Source organism: Pontibacter aydingkolensis (assembly GCF_019443125.1).
Taxonomy (GTDB): Bacteria; Bacteroidota; Bacteroidia; order Cytophagales; family Hymenobacteraceae; genus Pontibacter; species Pontibacter aydingkolensis.
This window is the reverse complement of record NZ_JAHYXK010000023.1, coordinates 29237-51305: the sequence shown is the minus strand read 5'-3', so window position 1 is coordinate 51305 and position 22069 is coordinate 29237. Positions and strand designations below refer to the sequence as shown.

The 22069-nt window shown below is 45.8% G+C and carries 19 protein-coding genes and 1 tRNA gene; 9 read left to right on the top strand and 11 right to left on the bottom strand.

Annotated elements, in window-relative coordinates; all coding sequences use genetic code 11:
- Positions 1–362: 362 nt before the first annotated feature.
- Entirely contained in the window at positions 363–1550 is a 1188-nt protein-coding gene (locus tag K0O23_RS18055) for a hypothetical protein (RefSeq protein ID WP_219878857.1), read from the top strand.
- 560 nt (positions 1551–2110) lie between these two features.
- On the opposite strand, the gene K0O23_RS18050 is transcribed toward K0O23_RS18055, so the two are convergent.
- From K0O23_RS18050 to thpR, 4 genes are all read right to left on the bottom strand, one after another.
- Positions 2111–3946 carry a M61 family metallopeptidase gene (locus K0O23_RS18050; protein ID WP_219878856.1) on the bottom strand — a complete coding sequence of 612 codons (1836 nt, stop codon included), beginning with the start codon at positions 3944–3946 and terminating at the stop codon, positions 2111–2113.
- Positions 3947–4522: 576 nt separating this feature from the next.
- On the bottom strand, positions 4523–5173 hold the full coding sequence (locus tag K0O23_RS18045) for a class I SAM-dependent methyltransferase (RefSeq protein WP_219878855.1): 651 nt from the start codon (positions 5171–5173) through the stop codon (positions 4523–4525).
- Between the two features lie 35 nt (positions 5174–5208).
- Complete coding sequence (locus tag K0O23_RS18040) at positions 5209–5703, bottom strand: CinA family protein (protein ID WP_219878854.1); 495 nt, start codon at positions 5701–5703, stop codon at positions 5209–5211.
- A gap of 64 nt (positions 5704–5767) precedes the next feature.
- On the bottom strand, positions 5768–6313 hold the full coding sequence (thpR, locus tag K0O23_RS18035) for an RNA 2',3'-cyclic phosphodiesterase (RefSeq protein WP_219878853.1): 546 nt from the start codon (positions 6311–6313) through the stop codon (positions 5768–5770).
- A 95-nt stretch (positions 6314–6408) separates the two neighbouring features.
- Between thpR and K0O23_RS18030 the strand changes: the two genes are divergently transcribed.
- The 6 genes from K0O23_RS18030 (at position 6409) to K0O23_RS18010 (ending at position 12595) form a co-directional block, all read left to right on the top strand.
- Positions 6409–7122, top strand: coding sequence for a phosphatase PAP2 family protein (locus K0O23_RS18030; RefSeq protein ID WP_219878852.1), 714 nt, complete (start codon positions 6409–6411; stop codon positions 7120–7122).
- 113 nt (positions 7123–7235) lie between these two features.
- Positions 7236–7317, top strand: a tRNA-Leu gene (locus tag K0O23_RS18025).
- Between the two features lie 65 nt (positions 7318–7382).
- A complete protein-coding gene (locus K0O23_RS20345) occupies positions 7383–7517 on the top strand; it encodes a hypothetical protein (RefSeq protein WP_262902641.1) in 135 nt (44 codons plus the stop codon).
- Between the two features lie 158 nt (positions 7518–7675).
- Entirely contained in the window at positions 7676–10552 is a 2877-nt protein-coding gene (locus K0O23_RS18020) for a tetratricopeptide repeat protein (RefSeq protein WP_219878851.1), read from the top strand.
- 44 nt (positions 10553–10596) lie between these two features.
- Positions 10597–11184, top strand: coding sequence for a SixA phosphatase family protein (locus K0O23_RS18015; protein WP_246597197.1), 588 nt, complete (start codon positions 10597–10599; stop codon positions 11182–11184).
- 124 nt (positions 11185–11308) lie between these two features.
- Complete coding sequence (locus tag K0O23_RS18010) at positions 11309–12595, top strand: DUF389 domain-containing protein (protein ID WP_219878850.1); 1287 nt, start codon at positions 11309–11311, stop codon at positions 12593–12595.
- Here K0O23_RS18010 and K0O23_RS18005 read toward each other — a convergent pair.
- From K0O23_RS18005 to K0O23_RS17975, 7 genes are all read right to left on the bottom strand, one after another.
- Complete coding sequence (locus tag K0O23_RS18005; protein ID WP_219878849.1) at positions 12592–13023, bottom strand: RDD family protein; 432 nt, start codon at positions 13021–13023, stop codon at positions 12592–12594. The two genes, K0O23_RS18010 and K0O23_RS18005, sit on opposite strands and share 4 nt — an antisense overlap.
- A 181-nt stretch (positions 13024–13204) precedes the next feature.
- Positions 13205–13855, bottom strand: coding sequence for a T9SS type A sorting domain-containing protein (locus K0O23_RS18000; protein WP_219878848.1), 651 nt, complete (start codon positions 13853–13855; stop codon positions 13205–13207).
- The gene (locus tag K0O23_RS17995; RefSeq protein WP_219878847.1) at positions 13824–13973 is read right to left on the bottom strand and encodes a hypothetical protein; all 150 of its coding nucleotides are present in this window, start codon (positions 13971–13973) and stop codon (positions 13824–13826) included. The genes K0O23_RS18000 and K0O23_RS17995 overlap by 32 nt, the downstream gene beginning before the upstream one ends.
- 314 nt (positions 13974–14287) lie before the next feature.
- Positions 14288–15289 (bottom strand): c-type cytochrome, encoded by a 1002-nt coding sequence (locus K0O23_RS17990; protein WP_219878846.1) that lies wholly within the window; start codon positions 15287–15289, stop codon positions 14288–14290.
- 181 nt (positions 15290–15470) lie between these two features.
- Positions 15471–17120 (bottom strand): M16 family metallopeptidase, encoded by a 1650-nt coding sequence (locus K0O23_RS17985; protein WP_219878845.1) that lies wholly within the window; start codon positions 17118–17120, stop codon positions 15471–15473.
- A gap of 44 nt (positions 17121–17164) precedes the next feature.
- Positions 17165–18523, bottom strand: a complete 1359-nt coding sequence (locus K0O23_RS17980) for a M16 family metallopeptidase (protein WP_219878844.1) — start codon at positions 18521–18523, stop codon at positions 17165–17167.
- A gap of 208 nt (positions 18524–18731) precedes the next feature.
- On the bottom strand, positions 18732–20171 hold the full coding sequence (locus K0O23_RS17975; RefSeq protein ID WP_219878843.1) for a dicarboxylate/amino acid:cation symporter: 1440 nt from the start codon (positions 20169–20171) through the stop codon (positions 18732–18734).
- A gap of 299 nt (positions 20172–20470) precedes the next feature.
- Between K0O23_RS17975 and K0O23_RS17970 the strand changes: the two genes are divergently transcribed.
- Together K0O23_RS17970 and K0O23_RS17965 are read left to right on the top strand one after the other, a co-directional pair.
- A complete protein-coding gene (locus tag K0O23_RS17970) occupies positions 20471–21460 on the top strand; it encodes an enolase C-terminal domain-like protein (RefSeq protein ID WP_219878842.1) in 990 nt (329 codons plus the stop codon).
- Between the two features lie 156 nt (positions 21461–21616).
- Positions 21617–22066: a MarR family winged helix-turn-helix transcriptional regulator gene (locus K0O23_RS17965; RefSeq protein ID WP_219878841.1), complete on the top strand. Its 450-nt coding sequence runs from the start codon at positions 21617–21619 to the stop codon at positions 22064–22066.
- Positions 22067–22069 lie beyond the last annotated feature (3 nt).

The following is a 22069-nucleotide window of genomic DNA, read 5'->3' as shown; positions in this document are numbered from 1 at the left end:
ATCAGCCCGTTTCACAGGATCTGGAATCAGATCCTGTATCTTTTCCCACTGCTCATTTGTTAGCTCCATGAGAAACTAACAAACAAGTTTAAGCGCTAATTCCTATTTTTGAGATAGCTTCTAGTAAATCATTTTCCAACCTAATTCTGCGACAAGTAAACGGTGGTTATATTGGAAACATTTATGTTTATGAGGCTGAAGATAAATTATATTACTCTGAGAAAGGAGTTTTAGACTTTAAGAAATTCACAGGCATTCTTAAAGTTTATAATTTAGAGGGTAACTTGCTTAAAACAAACAATTGGGTTAATGGGAATCAGTAGCAACAGCTTATTGCTACTGAATCTTCAACTACTTATTGTGTGGATTACTTTGAGTATAACTATGAATGTGTAGGTGGCTCTGTTAATGATACTGCTGAAGGAGGGTATGGATTAAATTGCGACGGAGTTATTTATTTGGATATATACGTTAAAGAATGTGATAACGCTAGTGTCGAGCCAGGATACACACCAAGTTATGGCGGGGGAACTTATATACCATCAGATCCTTATGATGGTGGCGGTGGTGGAGGGTCTGGTGGATCAACGGGTTATGAAGAACCAACTCCTATAAAAGTTGGAGTAGTTTCGCCTCCATTGGTGGTTGTTCCTGCTATTTGGCAATTAAATGAGTTAGTAGAAAACAAACCTTTAGCTTTATTTGGAAATGACATTCCATGCGAGTTAGTACAGCAATGGATAGCATTGGCAAAGCATAAAGTTGACCAAGACTTACAAGCAAAAGTTTATAATATTGTACAGCAATCATCAACAACATCAAACACTTTGCTGGGCATTCCTACTAGTTCTAATTATGTAGGCAAGGTTTTGGATATCGATAATGCCTACAGCTCTATTGTAAATATGGATTTCTTTAGTGTGAAAATTACAAAACTTCCAGTGATCAATGGTCAAAGGCTAACACCAGAACAATTGCTGTATAAAGTGCGAACTAACATCAATACTTTCGTTAACACAGCTTATTCTGGTTTTTCACCCTTAGTATACGGGAATATTGATGATAGAGTGCTTTGGAACTCTACAAACCCACGAGGGGCAATTGTTAGTATTAACATTGGCGGTCCCGATAATGGTTCTGTTGTTGTTTCAAAAGTTACTCCTAATAGTTGGATATTTTCTACAATAAAAGATCCTGTTAATGGGTTTCATCCAGTAAGTGGGAATAGGGAATTTGGCTATACATCTAATTCAGATGGTAGTTATACCTTTTATGTTAAGGGTGTTGATCGCATAACTGATCCATTCACTACATTCTCAAATTACATTACTTCAGCACCAGCTCTAGGTAATGACGGTATTGCATTTGAAATGGCTGATTTACTTTGGGAATCCTTCCAAAAAGGAATTCGAGATTATGTTAATCAACCTGGTGCTGATGGTCAAGCTACAATTGTGCCTGGCACACAATACAGACCAGACTGGGTAAAAGTAAAAGATGTGAGAGATGGCATATTACCTTTAAGTACTCTTTCTAATGACTGTAACTAATATAAGGAATCATTGGCCCTATCTAACGGTAAGACTAATTGCCATTAGTATAATGGTTACACCTCCACTTACAAGCTTATTTGCGGCGATAATAAACGCTGTTTTTAATCCACAATATGGTTTTGAAATTGGTTTTGCATTTATTACGATGGGATGGACCTTGCTGGTTTATACTTGGGCTTTTTTATTTTGCGTTCTTCTTCCTTATAGTTTGATTTGTGTCTATACTTCCTTACATAACAAGAATGTCTTTCTAAAATTATGTCTGTTTTATTTGCTGATAGCATTGTCCGGTATTATTGCTCCAGAGCTAACTGTCACAGGAGCTTTCAATGTGGACGTCTATCCAAGGGCTTTGGGACTATACTTTTTACTAACCATCACTATCTGCCCATTGGTTAATATTCCCTTAGATAAGATAGTTAGGAACAGGATGGTTGAAAGGTAGTAATGCTGACTCAGTAAACATCAGAGAACCATTCTTTAAATGGTTCTCTGATGTTTACTGAGTTAATACCGTAGAATAAATACAGAACAGGTTGTTGATAACTGACGCTTGATTATCGTTCTGCTTTGGCCCCCAGCCATGCCGTACGGTAAGCCTGCATTTCCGGAGTGAGCTGCTTGCCTATACTTTCGTAGGGTACCAGTTCCAGCGTCAGGTTTCCCTCCAGCACAAGGTTAGTAGTGCGGGTCTGGCCATGGCGTTTAAAGGTAACCGGAACCGTATCACCGGGTTTGTGCTTCCCTAACACTTTATTCAGGTCTTTTTCTGATTTCAGCTTACGTCCGTCTATCGTTAAGATCACATCTCCACGGTCCAGGCCGGCTTTATAGGCTGCAGAGGTTGCATAGGTGCCGTTGCTGATAGTGGCACCCTCTTTTTCGTATTTCAGCGAGATGAGGCCTAGTGTAGTCTCGTTTGGCTTTGCTTGTCTTAACTCTAAACCGGCCTTGGCCAGCAGCGGTGCAAAGTCTGGTAACTGGCTGCCGTATATGCTGTTCCGAAAAAACTGGCTGGCAAAGGCTTTATCTCCTGATACTTCTGCCAAAGTTTCCTCAAGGTCGGTCAGAGTATAAGGTTTTTCCGGCTGGCCATACTTTCGCCACAGCGCCTGCATGTAATCGTCGAGGGTTTTGTTGTACTGCTGGCGCAGCGTCATATCCAGGGCCAAGCCGGTAACCAAACCATAAGTGTAGTAGGAGATAAAGGTATTGTGGCGATTTACAGGGTCTACGGAGCGGGCTGCATCTACAAACGGTGCCTGCTGGCTCATCTCTACTAAACTATGATACTCCCTCCCAGGCGACAGCAGCACATAATTTAAATCGCCGGCCAGATCTGCAGCATACTTCTTTACATCATAAATCCCTGTTCGCGCCATGGTCAGGTCGCCGTAGTAGCTGGTAAAACCCTCTGCCAACCAAAGCGCCTCACTCATGTTAGCCTCCTGAAAGTTAAACGGCTCCAGGCTTTTGGGACGAATGCGCTCCACGTTCCAGGCATGGAAAAGCTCATGCGATACAGTGTTCAGTAGCGGCCCCATAGCTGTGGCCAACGGACGGGAACTGGTAAGTATGGTAGAGTTACGGTGCTCCATGCCATCGCCTACAGCCTGCGGCATATAACAGCCAATAAACGTATAGCGCCCAAAGTCGAAGTCTGGTAACTGGCCAAACACGGCCTGTTGCTCTTCCACTATCTTTTTTGTTTTGTCTACATACTCCTGAAACTGTGCCTTGGTGCCTGTATGGTGTAAAGCTACCTGTATGGTCTTCTGCTTGTCCTTGTCGTTTACTGTCCACTCGGCAAAATCGAAGTTACTGAGTTCGGTAGGGCTGTCCATCAGGTACTGGAAGTTAGGGGCGAAATAGGTGTTGCCTTGTTCCTGTTTTAGCTGCGTAGCTACTTTCCAGTTGCTGTTTTGCGGTACATTATACGTTACATAAGCCGGTGCCTGTTCAAAACCTTTAGCATACATAAGTGTGGCCGGGGCATTTAGGTGCGCGTGGGTTTCGTCGATACCGGCGTAGGTACCATCAGCATGATCGGCAAATAAAGTATAACTAACCGTTACATCGCCCTGTGGCTTTACTACATTCCATTGGCTGGTGTTTGCTTTATAGATCTGCAGTGGTTTGCCCTGTGCATCGGTAGCGCGTACATTGTACACGTTTTTAGCAAACTCATGGATGGCATAACGGCCCGGTGAGCTGCGCGGCATCAGTACCTGTAGCGTATCGGTTTTAACGCTGGAGAAAGTAACCTGAATCTCTGCTTCGTGGTGAACCGCATTCGGGAACGATAGTTTGTAGTCTGTTTTCTGTTGTGCAACCGCTGGAGTAGCTATTATGCCTAAGGCTAGTCCAAGTATGATCCGTTTTATGTTTTTCATTATTGGGTGTATACTTTGAATTTTAAATATAGGGATTGTAGGGGATGTGAGCAAGGGTGCGGTAACTTGCAGGGACAGGTCGCGACCTGTTCGAGGTATGGCTGTGGCAATGGAACTTGAGCCTCTGCTAAAGCAGTAGCGAGAATTACCCTCCTCGGAGGGGACAGGGGTGGGTTTCATGACTGCAGCCGCTTAACCTCCCTTCTACCAAGATCCTTAGCAGGATGACAATAAGAGAGGAGTGAGGTGGATTTTATACTCTTGCAATGAAACAACGGCTCTTGCCAGGTGCACTAAACGACGGTCCACTGTTGGGGGTAGGGGCCCTCGATAAAGAGCGTTCAGCGAGTGGGGGTAGGGGCCCTCGAGAAAGCAGCGTCTTGATTCTTTTGCTTACTTTTCTCATCAAGGAGAAAAGTGAGGCCCAGCCGGCGAGGCGAAAAGCTGGCTAAAACTTAAAGCCTTTCTTTGATGAGAAAAAAGCAAATGGTTCTCATCTATTAAGTATCCAAAGAAATCATGCTTTAAACATCAAACTACTAAAGCGCGGAGGAAAACGCCAGACAGTACTATCTACTACCTGATAAACACCTTCCCCTGCACAAATTCGCTATAAAAACTCTCCGAAGCAATCTTCTGCAAACCTAATGAGTCAAAATGAAAATCATACTCCGGCAACTTTTTAGCCTGTACACCACTTACAGCTCCAAAGAAAGTATACATACCCCAAACTAAAGTTTTTTGCCACCACGGCATAGGGTATTGCACTGGGCAGAAATCGGCAAATAACCACAGCCCCCCAGCAGTCAACGAACCAGAAAGTTTTTGCATAAGCCGTCGCAGCCGCTGTGGCGGATAAAGATCGAGCAGGAAAGGAGTGATAATGACATTAAACTGCTCGTGAGGTGCTAAGGCGGCTTCAGTGCCCAGGCGGAAAATAACCTGACAGGAGTGTGGCTGAACTAGACTTTTATACTTTGCTTCTGCTTTATTTAACATGCGTGGAGAAGCATCTACGTATAAAATATCCAGTTGCTTGCCGGTAAGTATAAGCTGTTTTAAAAGCCATCCGCTGCCTCCGCCAATTACCAGTACACGGCTTTTGTCAGGTATAAAAGGCAGCAAGTATAACTGTGCTTTTTGCAAGGCATCACCGTAAATAAGTCTGGCTAATGCGTCGTAGAATGGTGCTACCTTATCGAAGCCGCTGTCTGGTAGGTTGGGCAAATCAAGTAATTTGTTAACGGCTACAAAGGTAAGGCTTATCTGTTATTATAATGATCTTGGACAATGCCCTGCAGTTTCTCGAAAATATAATCTACCAGCTGTTTACGCACGCTTTCAGTATTGCCTTTAAAAACCTCTCTGAATTCCTCGGCCTTGCCATCATAAAGTATAGATACAAACATAGTGCCCACGGGTTTTTCAGGGTTTTCGGAGCCGCCCTCGCCGGCCAGGCCAGTTGTGGCTATACTTATATCAGCATTCAGCAGCTTTTTTAGGCCCATTACCAATTCGTTTGTTACCTGCTGCGATTCGGCTGTGTAGAGTTCCAGCGTTTCCTTTTTCACGCCCAGCAGCTTTATTTTTACCTCCGGCTGATACACCACCAGGCTACCTTTAAGCACATCGCTGCTGCCTTTGGCTTTTACAAACTCGGAGGCAAGCAGTCCCGCCGTGCAACTCTCTGCAAAAGCCACAGTCAGGCCGTTGTCTTTTAGCTCCATCATCAGTTTGGTGAGGTCTGTCTGGTTCATAGCATGCGTTTTAAGCTTCAGTGATTGAATGTGCCTATCATACTTAAATTGTTAGTTGTAGGTTTTAGCCAAGCGGGTAAGCATCCAATACTGTATAAACTGGGTGCGGCGATGCCAGTTCTGATTGCCAGAGCGCAATACCATCAATTTGTAACTCAAGAGCGTGCGGCGAAGTAACAATTGGGAGGTCTTTTGGTGCAGGTTTATCTTTCCGGAATCTGGCCAGGGTAATATGCGGAATAACTTTTTGGTTAGCCGGTTCTGCACCCGATAATTTTTTAGCAAGCTCACGGCTTAGCTCCAGGTAAGTATTATCGGCTTCAAACCTGGCCCAGACCAGGCGTGGGTTACGTGCTTTCGGGCCGGGTTCGGTTTGTGCAAAGTGCAGTGTAAATGGCAGGTGCCTTCTGGCTGTTTCTTTAATGGTCTGCTTTATAGTTTCCAGCTGCGACAGCGGCACGTTTCCGATAAAGTATAAGGTGAGGTGCAGGTTCTGGCGGGGTACAAAACGGACATGTGGATGCTCAAAAAGTATAAGCTGCTCCTGCAATTTGTCTTTAAGTGTCTCGGGCAGAATAGCCGCTACAAACAACCTGATAGTATCTTTCATAGTTAAATACTTACACCTGATTAAAGATTTACGTACAAGATTCAAAATTGTACTCTCCTCGATTAAGAGGAGTAACCTGATAATAAAGTTTTAAAATGTTAAAGCAGTTTTATAACAGACTGGTGGCGGCCATGGCGCTCTTTACAATTGAGCTCTTAATTGTCTGGGCTATTTTCCTGGTTTGCGTAGTTGTGTTCTTGTACCTGAGCAGCGAAGTTCTGGCAGGCGGTGAGTTAGGTATAGATCAGGCTGCCTTTAGTTTTGCGAAAGACATATCAAGTCCAGCGTTCAGCAGCTTTATAGAATTCATTACTTTCTTTGCCTCCCGACATTTCTTAACACCTGCTGCATTAGCGCTTGTCGGGTATTTTCTTTTTATCCGGAAACACCGCTGGTATTCTTTAAAAGTACCGGTTGTGGCATTGGGCAGTATTACCTTAAATGTGGTGCTAAAGTACTTCTTCGACAGGCCCCGGCCACTTATGCCGTTGGTAGATGCGTCGGGTCTCAGTTTCCCGAGCGGTCACTCCATGGTGGCTGCATCTTTCTATGGCCTGTTGATTTACCTGGTATGGCATAACGTTAGAAATGTGGCCTGGCGCAATGTGCTGGTTGCCTTTTTGGTTGTTTTTGTGCTGTTTATAGGCTTTAGCCGGATATACCTTAGAGTGCATTATGCCACTGATGTGATGGCCGGCTTTGCGGCGGGTTTCCTGTGGGTGGTGATCGGCATTGGCACGCTGCGCAGAATAGAACGCTTCTCTAAAAAAGAAATCGACCCTGTGGTGGAGGAAGATCCGCTTGGTTGAGAATAATATTTTTAGTTCAATATATTGCAGGTTAAGATTTCAGCCGTATCTTTGTAATCCCAATGAACAAAGGGTTAAAGGGTTTTGGGAATTAATTTAATGTAGTGACCAGCGCGCACGTGGCGAAACTGGTAGACGTGCAGGTCTCAGAAGCCTGTGCCTTCGGGTGTGGGAGTTCGAATCTCCCCGTGCGCACACTATTTTAAAGCAGAATGCCAGCTTCACACGAGGCTGGCATTCTGCTTTTTTAGCTAATTCAGATGATCCGTAGAGTGCATTATGCTACGGATGTGCTGGGCGGTTATACCATGGGTATACTTTGGCTTATACTATCGGTGCATCTGATGTGCCGCCTGGAGAAAGCATACATTGCCAGGTTCGAGAGAAAGGCTTAACATATCAGTATTACAGCTTTCCCAATTACTATAAAACATCAAATAAGCCAAGCTATACTTTCATCAAAAGGATTTAGTGTTTATTTTTAGGAATAAGCTTATACTTTGTGGCTGCCCATATGGCGCTTACAAGATAGCCCTGACCTTAACTATTGCACATGCGACCTCTTTTCAAAAGCGTTTTATACTTGCTGCCTGGTTTACTTTTAGCATGGCCAGCCTTTGCCCAGCACCCCGACGATCTATCTGCCATCCGGCAAAAACTGAATCAGGAACGGCAGCTGGCATTAAAGCAAGCCAATACAGACCCTGCACCTAAAGCAGAAAAGCTGTTGGAACTAGGGCAATGGGAGGAGGCCAGAAAGATACTTGGACAGGCTAACCCATCTGCGGCCGTAAAGCTGGCTCAATCAAAACTGGCGATGCTTAACAACGAGTTTGACGCTTCTGAAAAATTGGTTGGGGAGGCTCTGAAGTTTAACCCAAAGTATAAAGACGCGCTTCTACAGAAAGCAAGGCTACAGGTACAGGCCTGGGAGTTACAAGAAGCCAAAGCCACCGCGCAGCAAGTACTGCAGGCCGACCCTAAAAACGAGGCTGCTGCCTTAGCCATCGGCCGGATATTGATGCTGCAGAAAAAGTATGATGAGGCACTCGCCTGGGCGCAGAAAGTACAAACCTGGAACCCCAAAAACGCAGATGCCTACCTGTTGGAATCTGATGTATACTTCTGGAACCAGAAGCCTGAGCTGGCCGAAAAACCACTTATTACCAGCCTTACCCTAAATCCTTTTAACGCCGATGCACGCTTTAATTATGGTTATGCTATCTGGCGCCGCGTAGATGCCACCCAGCTAAACAATATGGCTGCCCAATGGGAACTGGCTCTGGAACTGAACCCGCTGCACTATGTAACGCACTGGCACTGGGGTAATGGCCACACCAACCTAACCTATGCCGATTATGTACGACCTGAAGATGAGCAGGTACGACAGGAACTAAAGGCGGCAGATAAGCTGATATCAGAAAATAAGATACAGCAGGCCTTAACCGAGATCGAAAAGGTGCAGCAAAAGTATAAAAACTCGGTGCTACCGCTTATGCTGAAGGGCTCTGCTTACTACATGGCCTTCGATATGGATCGTGCTACTCGCCTTGATTCCGCTCAAAGCATTTTCCGGCGCATTCTCCATAAAAAGAACCACTACGGACCTGCACATAACGCACTGGCGGCTGTAATCAAACAAAGGCAGCTTACTTACCTGCACAATTATGATTCGCTGCAGCACGTCATCCAGACAACAGAGATCAAAGACCCGGTGAATTTTGCCAAAGTGTTTCCGGACGTAACGTACTACCCCGGAGATGAGGTGAAGAAAATGGTGTGGTCGCAGCTCTATGAGAGCATTGTATACTTCCCATTCCTGTCTAAGCAAAACGAGAAGTTTGTGATTCCGCCTTTGCACGTGGATTTAACCATTGCAATGGGTTCGCCATACTTCAGACAGGCAACTACGTTTGATAACCGCCAGTGGATGGACATCAGAGGAGTGGGCAGTGGGGCAGCGGCGATAGAGTATGTCGTGCGTGGTTCTTACCTGGAACGCAATGTGGTACTGCATGAGTATGTGCATCAGTTTCATGGGCGTGTGTTTACCGATGCCGAAAACCGTGCCGTGCGGCGCCTATACTATAATGCTATGAAAGAAGGCCGTACCCTGGACTACTATTCTGCCAACAACGAGCACGAGTACCTGGCCCAAACCTATCCGGCATACTTCGAGCCTGTTAAAGTACATCCACTCAACCACAAATCCATTAACACCACCGCCGATCTTAAAGCCAAAGATTCTGAGCTTTATACTTTCCTGGACCAACTGGTGGCAAGGCAGCGTGCCTACCTGGCAGGCAATAAACAAGCCATGGCCAGCAACTGGGCCGAAGTACACCTCAACCTGGCCGAGAAGGCGCAGAACAGCAAAGACTATACACTGGCTACTGCATTGCTCGACACCGCTCTGGTTTGGGACGCAAAATACCAGCCAGCGCTTATTGCTTATGCTGGCGTAAAACAGGCGCAAAAGGAGTATGGCAAAGCACAAGAGTGGCTGCAGAAAGCAAAAGCCGTAGATGCAAATTACGCACCTATCTATCTGGTTGAGGCAGAGTTAGTAGAAGCCCAAAGAAGAGACGGTAAACTGAAGCAACAGGAAGCAATTGCAGAACAGATCGGCCTTTATACTAAAGCGCTTGAACTGGAAGATGACCTGCTGATGCGCGCGCAGGCCAACCAGCGTTTTAGGGAATTTTACCTAAGCTATGGCATGGTGCCGGAGGCAATTGCCATGGCAGAGCGCTATGTAAAAGATGGGCCAACAGTATCAACTTACCTCCGCGACCGCCGCGACGAGGCACTTGCTTTTGCCACCTGGTTAAAAGGAACATCAGTAAAGGGAACGGAGCCAGAGCAGGCACTGGCAAAGCTGGTAGCCTCAAAACCCCAGCAATATGAACTTCGCAGGCAATATGCCGATGTACTGGCCGCCCAGGGAAAGTATAAAGATGCGTTTGCCACATTAGAAGAGGCTCAGCGCATACTTAGTGCAGCGGGCACACCTCGTGCAGACTATATGCTGCGGATGGCAAACTATAAACTGCAGCAGCAGGATAAAACGGGAGCAGCTGCCGCAGCTCAACCTTTACTCGACGGTAAAGCAAACATTAGGGGAGAGGCTTACCAGCTAGCCGGACTCTATGCCGACCTGGGCTTAACCGGCAAAGCAGAAGAACTTCTTAAAAAGCTACCTGAGGCCGTAACACAGCAGGAACTGGCCCTGCGCCTATTTGCAGAAGCCAGAATTCTGGAGGCGAAGGGTAAATCCAGAAAAGCCATCAAAGCTTACAAAGAGGCACTTAAAACGCAACCCTATCAACTTGAAGTTCGCAACAGCCTTGTTAATCTGCTGCAGCAAAACGGCAAAACAAAAGAGGCGGCGGCACTACAAAATTTTGGTAAAGAACGCATAACATTGTAAATAGCAATACAAACTACAACTAACCTAAATCAATCAACAACATTATGAAGTTACGTTTACTCCTGCATGTGTGGGTTTTGCTGCTAATCTTGGGGACCGCAGCCTGCCGCAATATGCCCTCCGCAAACGAAGGCGCTTTTGCCGTTGCCGATCCTCTGCCTAACGAGGTAAACACACTGCCTACTACTGTGTACCTGGTGCGCCATGCCGAAAAAGACATCTCAAATCCGTCAGACCAGGACCCAGGCTTAACGCCGGACGGTGAGGCCAGAGCCGAGGCACTACGCGCAGAATTGGAAGGCCAGAAAATCGACGCACTTTATGCCACCAAGTATAAGCGTACGCAAAATACGCTAAAGCCTATGGCAGCTGCCCGTAACCTGGAGATAAAGGTTTACGAAGCACACGATTTTAACGGTATAGGAAACAAGCTAAAGGAGCAGCACGCTGGAAAAACAGTAGTAGTTGCCGGGCACTCAAACACGCTTTTGCCTTTGATGGAGGCTTTAGGTAGCAAGCGCCCCGTATCAGATATCTCAGACAGCCAGTATGACTATTTGTTTAAAGTAACAATAAACCCGGATGGCGCTTCAACTGTGGAGACAGTACGTTTCGGCAAGAACACAGATTAATAGAATAAAGTATATTACATGTAATCCCTTGCCAGTTAAAGGCAGGGGATTTTTGTTTTAGGGGTGCCAGGTAAACATCTGTAGCATAAACTACCGTAGGTAAGTATACATCAATAAAAATTGTATGCGTACACTAACCGTTAAAGTACCGGCAGGTAAAGGACAGGAAGTAAAAAATAAGGCAGAAAAACTCAAAGGGAAAAACCTTAGCATAGAGCAGCTGGATACCGGTGAACTGGTGCGGGTGCATCTGAACAACAATACAGTTGATAGTTTTATAAGAAGTATCGATAATATCGAAGAGGCAGAGATCACGCTTAATCCCCGTGGTGTCATCTCACTTTACCCGCCTCAAGACGAAGCTCCCGACCAGGTAACTGATGTAACTTTCCGTAGTCCTTTCGAGATATTTTTAGGTGGCCTGCAGAGTGTAGGATCAAAGTTTGGGCTAATGGGCTATGCCGCGTCGGGGGGGGTACTTGTCTGGATCGGGCTTTATACCAATACAACATTCCTGCTGGTGGCAGCTATGCTGGTGTCGCCTTTTGCTGGCCCAGCCATGAATGCCGCCCTTGCGGCGGCGGCTGGTAAAAGCGGGCTGCTGTTGCAGAGTTTAAAGCGCTATGCTATGGCAATTGGCTTAAGTATACTTGTGTCGTTTATACTTTCCTATGTGTTTAAGCAACAGCATGCCACATCTTTAATGGTAGATATCAGCCATATTTCTCAAATGACCATTTTGCTGCCCTTGGTGGCGGGTTTTGCAGGCGGCATTAACCTGGTGCAGTCAGAACGCGACAGCCTGGTGCCTGGCGCTGCAGTAGGCGTTCTGGTGGCTGCCTCGCTGGCACCACCTACTGGCCTGATTGGTATGGCCCTGAATTTTGGCAATTGGCAAATGGTGCAAAGCGGCTTGTTTTTGCTGATACTGCAATTGGCAGGTATTCAGCTTTCTGCAGCATTGGTTTTCAGATATCTGGGTAGGGTTACGATTAAAGGCGCACGGTTTGCCGATGGGAAAGAGAATGTTTTCAGAATATCTTTACTAGTGTCGGTTGCTGTGTTGGGCGGGCTAATGTACTGGCAATTTAACAAGCAACCTAATCTGCAGAAAGGAAGCATCTCCACACAGATAACCCAAACCATCCGCAATACTTTAAAAGAGGTAGAATACGTCGAAACCATTGAAGTGAATTCCCGCTTTACCCGGGGCACTCTGCCAAATCTTAACCCGGTTATATGTGAGCTGTACCTCTACAATCGCAGCGATTCCCTCTCAGACGAACAGGTGAAGCAGGCACTCCAGTCGGTTTTATTTGATCGCATCAAAGATGAAAAATGGAATGCGGATCCCATGTTCGATATTACAATGCTTGATTACAAAGGAGAAAAGCCACAGAAAAGCCCTTAAAGTGTTACTACTACAGAATCAGCCAGCTTATCATGGAACGTTCTTCTGGATACAGGTTTTGATTCCACAATAAAACGCATCATAACCATTACCACTGAGATTGGCTTTGCAAAATAACGTATGGTTGCGTTCTTAAAGGATATCCTGTTGTCTGTTGTTGTTGTTACCTTTAGGCCAAGCAGGTACTTGCCAATTGTGGCTTGGCAGGCGCATATTTCCATGCCGGCAAAGTATAGCCAACCTAACGAAAAGTCCAGAATCCGCTCTGGTTTAAGTAAGTAAGCTTGTTCGTCGCTGCTGTAAGTTAAGTAATCAATCAAACCGATCAGGGAGAGTAAAAGCAGTACATCAACCGTAAAAGCAACTACGCGTTTACTTAAATCAGCAAGCTCAACCTTCTTATCTGTCTGCGTATAAATTGCCTGCATATAAATGGGTGTAGAGTTCTTCGCACTTTCTTATACTTTTAAGACCAAGGTTGGTTGCAGAATCAGGTAAATATATTTTACTTTTCTGTGATTTATATATCTTTGACAATGAATGGCTTATAAAGCAGCAGAGGTAGCGATTCGTCACTGCCTCTGCTGCTTTACTTTATTTTGGCCGTTTTTAACGCTTAAGTATGCGCTTCGTTTCAGAGCCTGAAGCCGTTTCTATTATATAGTAGTAAGTGGCATTTGGCAGGTTGTTCAGGTTTACATCCAATGTATAATGGCCTTTTGCTTTTGGCTCGTTAAGCAGGGTGCGCAGTGCATTTCCTTTGGCATCAAGCTGCGTTATTTTTACATTGCCGTTTTTTGCCACAATGTATTCAATGGTGTTGGTGCTGCTGGTAGGGTTCGGGTAAACCGTGCTGCCTGGCTCGATAAAAACATCGCGATCCTGAGTGGCATCCCAAAGTATAAAGTTCACGGGCACTATCAGTCGGTTATACCTTGCAAGCTTAGCTGCATGGTGGCCACGCTTTGTTTCGTCTAAAGATTTGTCTGCCAGTTCCGGGTTATACTTTATTGCAATGGCCTTCAAGTCGGCTTCCCAGGTGGCGCGTTCATCAGCTATACTTTCTTTTATACGTCCTAACTGTGTTTTATACTTTAAGGCAATAGCGGCTGCCGCCTGGTGCAGTTGCTTTTGCTGCTCACGCATTTTCTTTATCTCAGCTTTCTGTGCATCTGTTAACTGTGCTTTGCCTGCACATCGCTCACCTTTATACTTTTTATGGAGCGCCTTACGCTTTTCCTGTATTTTTTTGTTCAGCATGCAGCCTGTCAATTTCAGTTTTGTCGTTAACGGTAATCTCAGCATCGAGTTTATAGCGTTGTTCCCAAATGACCGGAAGTATGTTTTGCTGGTTATAGGCGCTTATTTCTTTGCGCATTTAGGGGTTAAGGCGCCCTTTTTGTGCCTGCATAAAAGTAGCGGTGCTTATTATACACAACAGCGTTAACAATATTTTAGCGTAGGTTGCCTGCATAGTGATAGTTTTAGGTTTTTTAATTTGACTGCCCTTATTTGAAGTAATGTTTAGCAAAGGTTAGATCGCTGTCGCGACAATTTGTAGATAACTGCCGGAGCTTAGCTGCCTGTTGCAAAACTGTTTATGGTTTTGTGAGAAACATACTGCAAAAACAAACGCCACCTTTGTTATAAAAGGTGGCGTTTGCCTGTAAATGGGTTGGTTTATATTTTTAACTAAGATTTCTTAGGGGCAGGTGTAAAGCGCTCTATCTTGTTTTTGTTAGGCTCCAGCGTTTTCAGATACTTGTAAATAGCGCGCAGATCCTCATCTTTCATGCCGGCATACATTGCCCAGGGCATAACAGTGTTCATTTCGTCTGGGGATACTTTTTGCTTAGCTGCCTCTGGTGTATTATATGCTTTAAAGCGCTGTACAAACATATCTTCGGTCCAGGTGCCTATGCCGGTTTGCTTATCTGGTGTAATATTGGCAGATCGTACAACAGCCCCATTCGGAAAAGGAAACTCGAATCCTCCGGCCAGGTACTTGCCCTCAACAGGCTTGCCTTTTACTGCAGGTGTATGGCATTCAGCGCAAGAGGCTATGGTTAGCAGGTATTTACCTTTCAGAACTTCGTCTGTAATGGCTGCTTCTTCTATATTGGCGTCTTCTTTTAAAGGCATTGTGCGCATGATCAGGTTCATCGGGAAATCCGGATCTGAGTCTGCTACTTTATACTTTACCGGTTTCAAAGTTCTGATGTAAGCAATAATGGCATAAGCATCCTGCTTCGACATTTGGTTGAAGGAGTTATAAGGCATTACCGGGAAGAGCGGATCGCCGTTTTTGCTTACACCTTTGGTCATGGCACGGTAAATTTCGCCATCGGTCCAGTTGCCTAGGCCAGTTTCTTTATCCGGGGTAATGTTTTTGGCATAAAATGTACCCGGAAAGCCAATCGTATGGTCAAATATATCGCCACCTCTGCCTTCAGTACCTGGCTTAATTGGGCCGCCAAACTTACTCCAGTCCCTTTCAGAGTGGCAGTCGATACACACGGCAACGTGATTTGCCAGGTAATCGCCTCTTTCTATCAGTGCGGGAGTTTTGTTAATAGAGATTGTTGGGGCGGCATCTACATTCGGGAAAGCATACTGCATATAAAGTATGCCAGCTGCTGCAATAGAAACAATTGCAACTACCACGATGCCTAAAACTTTCAGGGCTTTTTTCATAGTTAGGTTCTTTTTGGATTTATGGACAATAGTAATATAAAATATGATAATTGTTAATTTTTTTGATTTTGTTAAAGTGTGTTTTTAGTGAGAATTGCCTGATTAATAGTAAAATGCGTAAAAAAAGCCGCAAGTATAAACCTGCGGCTTCCTTAAAGTATCAATATCAGGTAAATCTATTTTACTTGAATGTGTTTTTACTATCTACAATCTTCACGTCTTTCACATTCAGTTTGTAGTTGGCAATCTGGTCATCTTCAGCCAGAACTTCTTTTGGCAGCCCCTCTTTTACCAGGTTCGAGTAGCTCATCGGTGATGGCGTGTTGTTCAGCAATGCCTGTTTTAGTGGTTCGGCCTCGCTATCGTCGGTTACGATGGTGATGTACATATTCTCTGTCTGCCAGTATTTCTTCACAGCATTATTCACGTCCTGCACCGTCAGGTTAGCCAATAGCTTATCCAGTTCTTCGATATAGTTCTGACGGCCATAAAAGCGGGAGTCCATTAAAAAGCCCAGCTGCTTTTCCTGTGTCTGGATGTAGAGCTTGATGTAAGAGCGCAGGAATTTACGGGTAAGCTCAAAGTCTTGCTGCGTCATGCCGTTCTGGATCAGGTTATCTACTTCGCGCATGGCCAGGCGCAGGGCAAAATGTGCGTGACCCACGTTAATGTCCTTCAGTTCGGCATACTGCTGCTTTAGGCCTTCGCCAATCTGTACAGGCCGTATCCAGAGGGCAAAATAGTTAGCCGTACGCGGTACTCCCGGGTTCGGCAACTGAAAAGAACCGCCTTGGTCGTACCACTCAATGTAGGAGTAATCGCCGTAGTTCATGGAGCGGGTAGTGCGGATCTTATCATAAAGCTTGCCATAGCTTTTGCGGTGCTCGCCTAAGTATGAATTGGCTACCATTAGCGCTGCAAACTCATCGGCAGAGCGTGTAACTGGCATAGGTGCACCTGTGAAAATGGCCGATCCAAGCGCATTATCTTTCTGGATGATCTCTACCTGCACACCATTCGGCTTGTTTGGCTGTCCAGCCATGGGAATGTTTGGCTTTGCATCCGATAATTGTACCATGTCTGCCTTCAGCTTGTTCAGGAAGTCAGCGCTGTAGTTGCCGGCAATCCCGATCATCAGGTTGTTTCTGGTGAACATGTTGCGCCAATGGTTTTTTACATCCTCCAGTGTTATATTTTGTACGCTGGTCGTTTTTCCCTCTACCATGTGCTGGTAATTCGTGCCTCTAAATAGCAGGTCTTCCAGCGCTTTTTTGCTGTACTCCTCGTCAGACGAGGCTCTGATCACCTCATCCACAAAGTTCTGTTGATTTGATTTTACACGTTTAAAATCCTCCTCTGCAAAGGCAGGATTAAGCATCAGGCCACGCACGATCGGATAAAAATCATTTAGGAAATCCTGGTGCACGGCAAAGGTAAAGGTGGTTACCTCCTTGTCAACGTTGGCTCCGTAGCCAGCCGCCCACGGAAATATTTTATCCTTTATTTGCGACACGGTCATGTCTTTGGTGCCCGATTCCGTGATCATCTGGGCTGTAGTATAGGTCAGGCCTTCTTTCCCTTTTGGGTCGGACATGGAGCCATTCTTGAACATCAGCTTGATGATAACCTTGTTCGACTCCGGCTGTTTGAGTTCCACCACTTTATCCGGGCCAAAGGCCAGGTTGGCATCGTAGGCAGATGGCGCTGCACTAGCTGTTGCAGGAGTTGTAGTGGAGGTATCGGTAGTGGTTTGTTCGGATACCTGCGGCTGTTGGGCGCAAGCGCATGCCAGCAAGACCACAGGTAATATATATGCAGCTAATCTTTTCATACTTTTATACTTGATGTTTCGATAAACTTCTATTTAACTGTGGTTTACTTAACCGGTGACTTCTCGGTAGGGGCAATGGTGCCAACCGTAAGCGTCTGGGTTACAAAGTACTTCTTAGCCACATTCATCAGGTCTTGGGCCGTAATGGTATCAAAAACGCCATACAGGTTGTTGATAGACTCCGGGTCGCCGGTTAGCCAGATAAAACGGGCCAGCGAGTTGGCTATGGCATCGGGGCTGTCCATGCTCATGGCAAAACCATACTTGATGCGTGATTTGGTATCGGCAAGTTTCTGGGCGTCCACTGGCTTGGTTTTGGCCTCATTTAGTGCCTTCATCAACTCATCTTTCACATACTGCATGTCTTCGGCTTTAAGTACAGATGCTGCCACCGAGATAAGGTTGGGGTCGCGGGAAAATTGCGGACCGCCACCAATAAAGCGTGCTTTCTGCTCTGTAACTACAAGTTTTCGGTACAGGTCAGAGTTTTCAGCAAAAAGTATAGTAGAAAGTATACTTAAAGCAGGCAGGTCTTTGTCTTTGTCGGAGAAGGCCGGGCCTTTAAAGTTTAGGCTTAAGTATGGCGGAAAGCCCTGCTGCTGCACATGTGCGTAGCGCGTTTGGGTTTGCTTTGGCTCGGTGGGAATGTTGGGCTTATAGTTGCCGCGCTTCCAGTCTCCGAAATATTGCTGTGCCAGGTTGTTTACACGCTCCGGCGTTACATCACCAACTACTACGATGGTAGTATACTCTGGGCGGTAAAAACGATCAAAGAATATTAGTGAGTAGTCGTATTGGTTTGGCATATCTACCACATCCTCGAAAAAGCCCATGGTAGTATGCGAGTAGGTATGCTTGTTAAAAGCGGTGCTCACGGTTTTCTCGTAAAGCTGCTGGTACGGGCTGGCTGAGTTCTTTGTATACTCTCCCTTCACGGCGCCAGCCTCTGTTTTAAAGTCGTGCACGCTATACTTCAGGTTCTGGAAGCGGTCTGCCTCGATCTCGAACATTTTATCCAGCATCTCGGCGTTGCCTGTCATATGGTACACGGTTCTGTCGATGGAGGTGTTGGCGTTGGCTGCGGCCCCCATTTCTTTCATAATGTCGCCGTAAGCCTCTTTGCTATACTTGTCGGTGCCCCGGAACATCATGTGCTCAAAAAAGTGGGCAAAGCCTGTTTTTCCTTTCTCTACCTCTTCGCGCGAGCCGGCACGCACCACAATATAAAAGGCTGCAAGTCCGGGGCTGTTGTAAGGTACTGTTACCACGTTAAGGCCATTGGCCATTTTATTCTGGTGGATAGGGTAGGGCAGGATCTTGTCTTTCTGGCTGCTTTGCTGTGCCATTGCCGGCGAAACGACAAAAAGCAGGAGCAGCAGGAGCGCTACTATTCTGTTTTTCATATGTTGGAGTTTTTTAGAAGTAGTGTACTGTAAAAAGGCAATTTTATATGCATGAAATTACAAAAAACTGCAGTTACTGTCAAAAATTGTGCTGGATGGGTGCTTTGTACCTGCTAACCTGGTCTAGATGCCACTTGAGAATCAGGTATAAAATCAAAGAGGCCACAGTTTGTACAACTGTGGCCTCCTCAAATCTATAAAACTATAATTATACCAGCTCAGTTTCTCTTTCTTCTTTCTCTGCTGTTTCAACAACTATCTCAGGATTCGTAGTTTCTACTAAACCAATTTCCGGCTCTGGGTTAAATTCACCTTCCCAACGGGCCACTACGGCTGTGGCTAGACAGTTACCGGTAACGTTTACAGAGGTGCGTGCCATATCCATCAGCTCATCAATTCCGAGTATGGCAAACACCGGCCAAACCGGCAAGTCGAAAGAGGCTACTGTACCTAAAAGTATAACAAGGGAGGCGCGTGGCACACCAGCCACACCTTTACTTGTTAGCATCAGGGTAAACACCATTACCAGTTGCTGTTCCCAGCTAAGCGGAATACCGGCAGCCTGCGCCACAAAAACAGCGGCAAGCGCTAAGTATAAAGTAGTGCCATCCAGGTTAAAGCTGTAACCGGTAGGCATTACGAAGGCAACGATTTTACGCGGCACACCCAGTTTTTCCATTTCTTCCATGGCGCGTGGCAGGGCAGCCTCGGAGCTTGTTGTGGCAAAGGCAATAGAAACCGGGCCCGAAATAGCCTTCAGGAAGCGCACTATAGGAATGCGGGCAATAAGGGCAACTGGAAGTAAAACCAGTAACACGAAAGCAATTAGCGCGACATACAGTGTAGCCAGTAACTGGAACAGGTTTACCAGGATACCTAAGCCCATGTGGCCAACAGTATAAGCAATGGCGGCACCTACACCGATTGGTGCAAAGTACATGATAATGTTCGTGAACTTGAACATAGTCTCAGAAAGACTTTCGCAGAAGTCGAGCATAGGCTTGCGCTTTTTCTCGTTTACCATGGCCAGGCCAATCGCAAACAGCACACTAAATACCACAATCTGCAGGACTTGCCCTTCAGCGATGGATTTGGCTACGTTCTCCGGGAACACGTGAAGTATAATGTCAGAGGCCGATTGTTTGGCAGCCGGGGCAATCTCATCGTTTACTTCGGCCAGGTTCATGCTGATGCCTTCGCCGGCCTTACTGATATTGATAGCAGCCAGACCAATGAAAAGGGCGAGTGTGGTTACAATCTCAAAGTATACAATAGCCTTCCAACCCATACTTCCTACCTGTTTCAGGTTAGAGTGGCCGGCTATACCTACTACCAGCGTGGCAAATATAAGCGGCGCGATAATGGTCTTGATCAGTTTCAGGAATACTTTGCTGAGCACGTTCAGGTTAGTGGCAAAGCTAGGGAAGTCGTACCCGATCTCGGCGCCTACCACCATGCTTATCAGGATCCAGGTTGTTAGTGAACGCTTTTGAATACCGTACATCAGCAATACACCAATGCCAGCCCAACGCACCGAAGTCAGCACATCAGCCGACAAATTGATGATTTCATACTGTTGCAAAACAGTAAGTATGGCCGCTATGGTAATGCAAACCAGCGTAGCCAAAGGCAGAAAAGATTTCTTCATAAAATGAACATAAAGGCAGCTGGTCTCAGGGGCCTGGCAGGTAAGTATATACTAGATCAAAACCTTGCTCAAAAGAACCAGAATAAATAAAAATGGCTATGGATACACCTATAAAAATTTAGCAAATATAGATGCAAAACACACATTGGCAAACAGCAGCATGGCGTATTTAAAAATAAATTTTAACGATCCGGAAAAGTATGCCTCACTAGTATCGTAAATTGTGCAGTTTGAGGTGGTTAATAAGGCAATTTACACGTATTGTGAAGTATGACTTAGATCTACAAATAGTATGTTATATGCTTACTTGGCACATTGAGGCGCTGCACCTGACCCTAAAGTATAAAATGAAAACGGCAGGGTGCTCGGGGCAGGAAAGGATCAACTTTCTGGTGCAGGTGTCTGATGGTAATTTTAACGGGTTTGGTGAGGCGGCCCCGCAACTACGGTTTGCAGAGACGCCGGAACTGCTATTGCAGCAATACCAGGTACTGCTGATGGCTGGCCTGGCCCAGGTTAAAAGTATGGACGACCTGTTGCAACTGCTGTTGGAGCACCAGCCCATTAACTCGCTTCGCTTTGCCGTAGAGTCTGCGTACCTGCATTATTATTGCCAGGTGCACAGCATGCCGGTAAACCAACTGCTGGGGCAGCGTCCGCCGCATCAGCAGCCTACCTGCTTCTCGTTGCCAGCCATAGAACCGGAGCAGGCATTGGCCTTTATGCAGGACCAGCATGTAAACAGGTTTTGCTGCTTAAAGCTGAGAGTAACGCCAGATACGGATACTGAACTGGTTCATAACCTGTTGCGCGTATCAGAGAGGCTGCTTATGCTGGAAGGCTGCGAGAGTTGGACAGATCCGGATAAACTAATGACCTTTCTTAAATCGCTGGACAGGGGGCGCGTAATTTCTATGGAGCAACCCATGCCCGCCTCGATGGGTTTTGCCTATGCTCACATCAAAAACCAGACACCCGTGCCTATTGTTGCAGATGAGTCTGTAACCGATGAAGCAGATTTTGAGCTGCTGCGCGAAGAGTTCCATGGCGTGAACATCAAACTCATGAAAGCAGGCGGGTACCTGAACGCGGTGCGCCTGCTTAGGCTAGCCCGAAAGCATGGCCTTATGACCATGATCGGATCTATGATAGAAACATCGCTGGGCATCTGGAGCGCCATGCAGCTAAGCAGCGGCTTTGATTTTGCCAACCTGGACGGGTTTTTGATGCTAACAGAAGAACCTTTTAAGCTTGTAAAAGAGCAAAACGGCATTCTATACCTTAAATAATCACAGCTTAACAAGCCATTCCAAAAGAAGCCTTATATTTAGAGCATGGTTATTATTTAAATTCTTGAAACTTTTTTAAACTAATTCTGTTGATGTGTTTGTACATTAAATGTATGTACATATATTTGCATCAGCATTATGACAGACTTTACTTGCATGAAGATTGAAGACGAAATCAAGCAGAAGACCTTTAAGAATGCTTATCAGAAGGCTTTTATTAATGTAGTGTATACCTCGGGTTGGCTACAGCAGCAGCAGGCAGCTTTTTTTAAGCCCTATGGTGTTACACTGCCGCAGTTTAATATACTGCGCATTCTACGCGGCCAACATCCGGAGCCGGCAACCATTAGCCTGCTTATCGATCGCATGCTCGACAAAACGTCTAACGCGTCCCGCATAGTAGATAAGCTAGAAGCAAAGGGCCTGGTAACGCGCAAGCAATGCCCATCCGACCGCAGAACTGTGGATGTACTGATCACTGACAAAGGTCTTGCCTTGCTAAGAGAAATGGAGGGCATTGAAGGCGGCGAAGTGACCGGCATTAAGAACCTGACGGACCAGGAGGCGCAAACACTCAGCGATCTGCTGGATAAGATCAGGGGATAATCA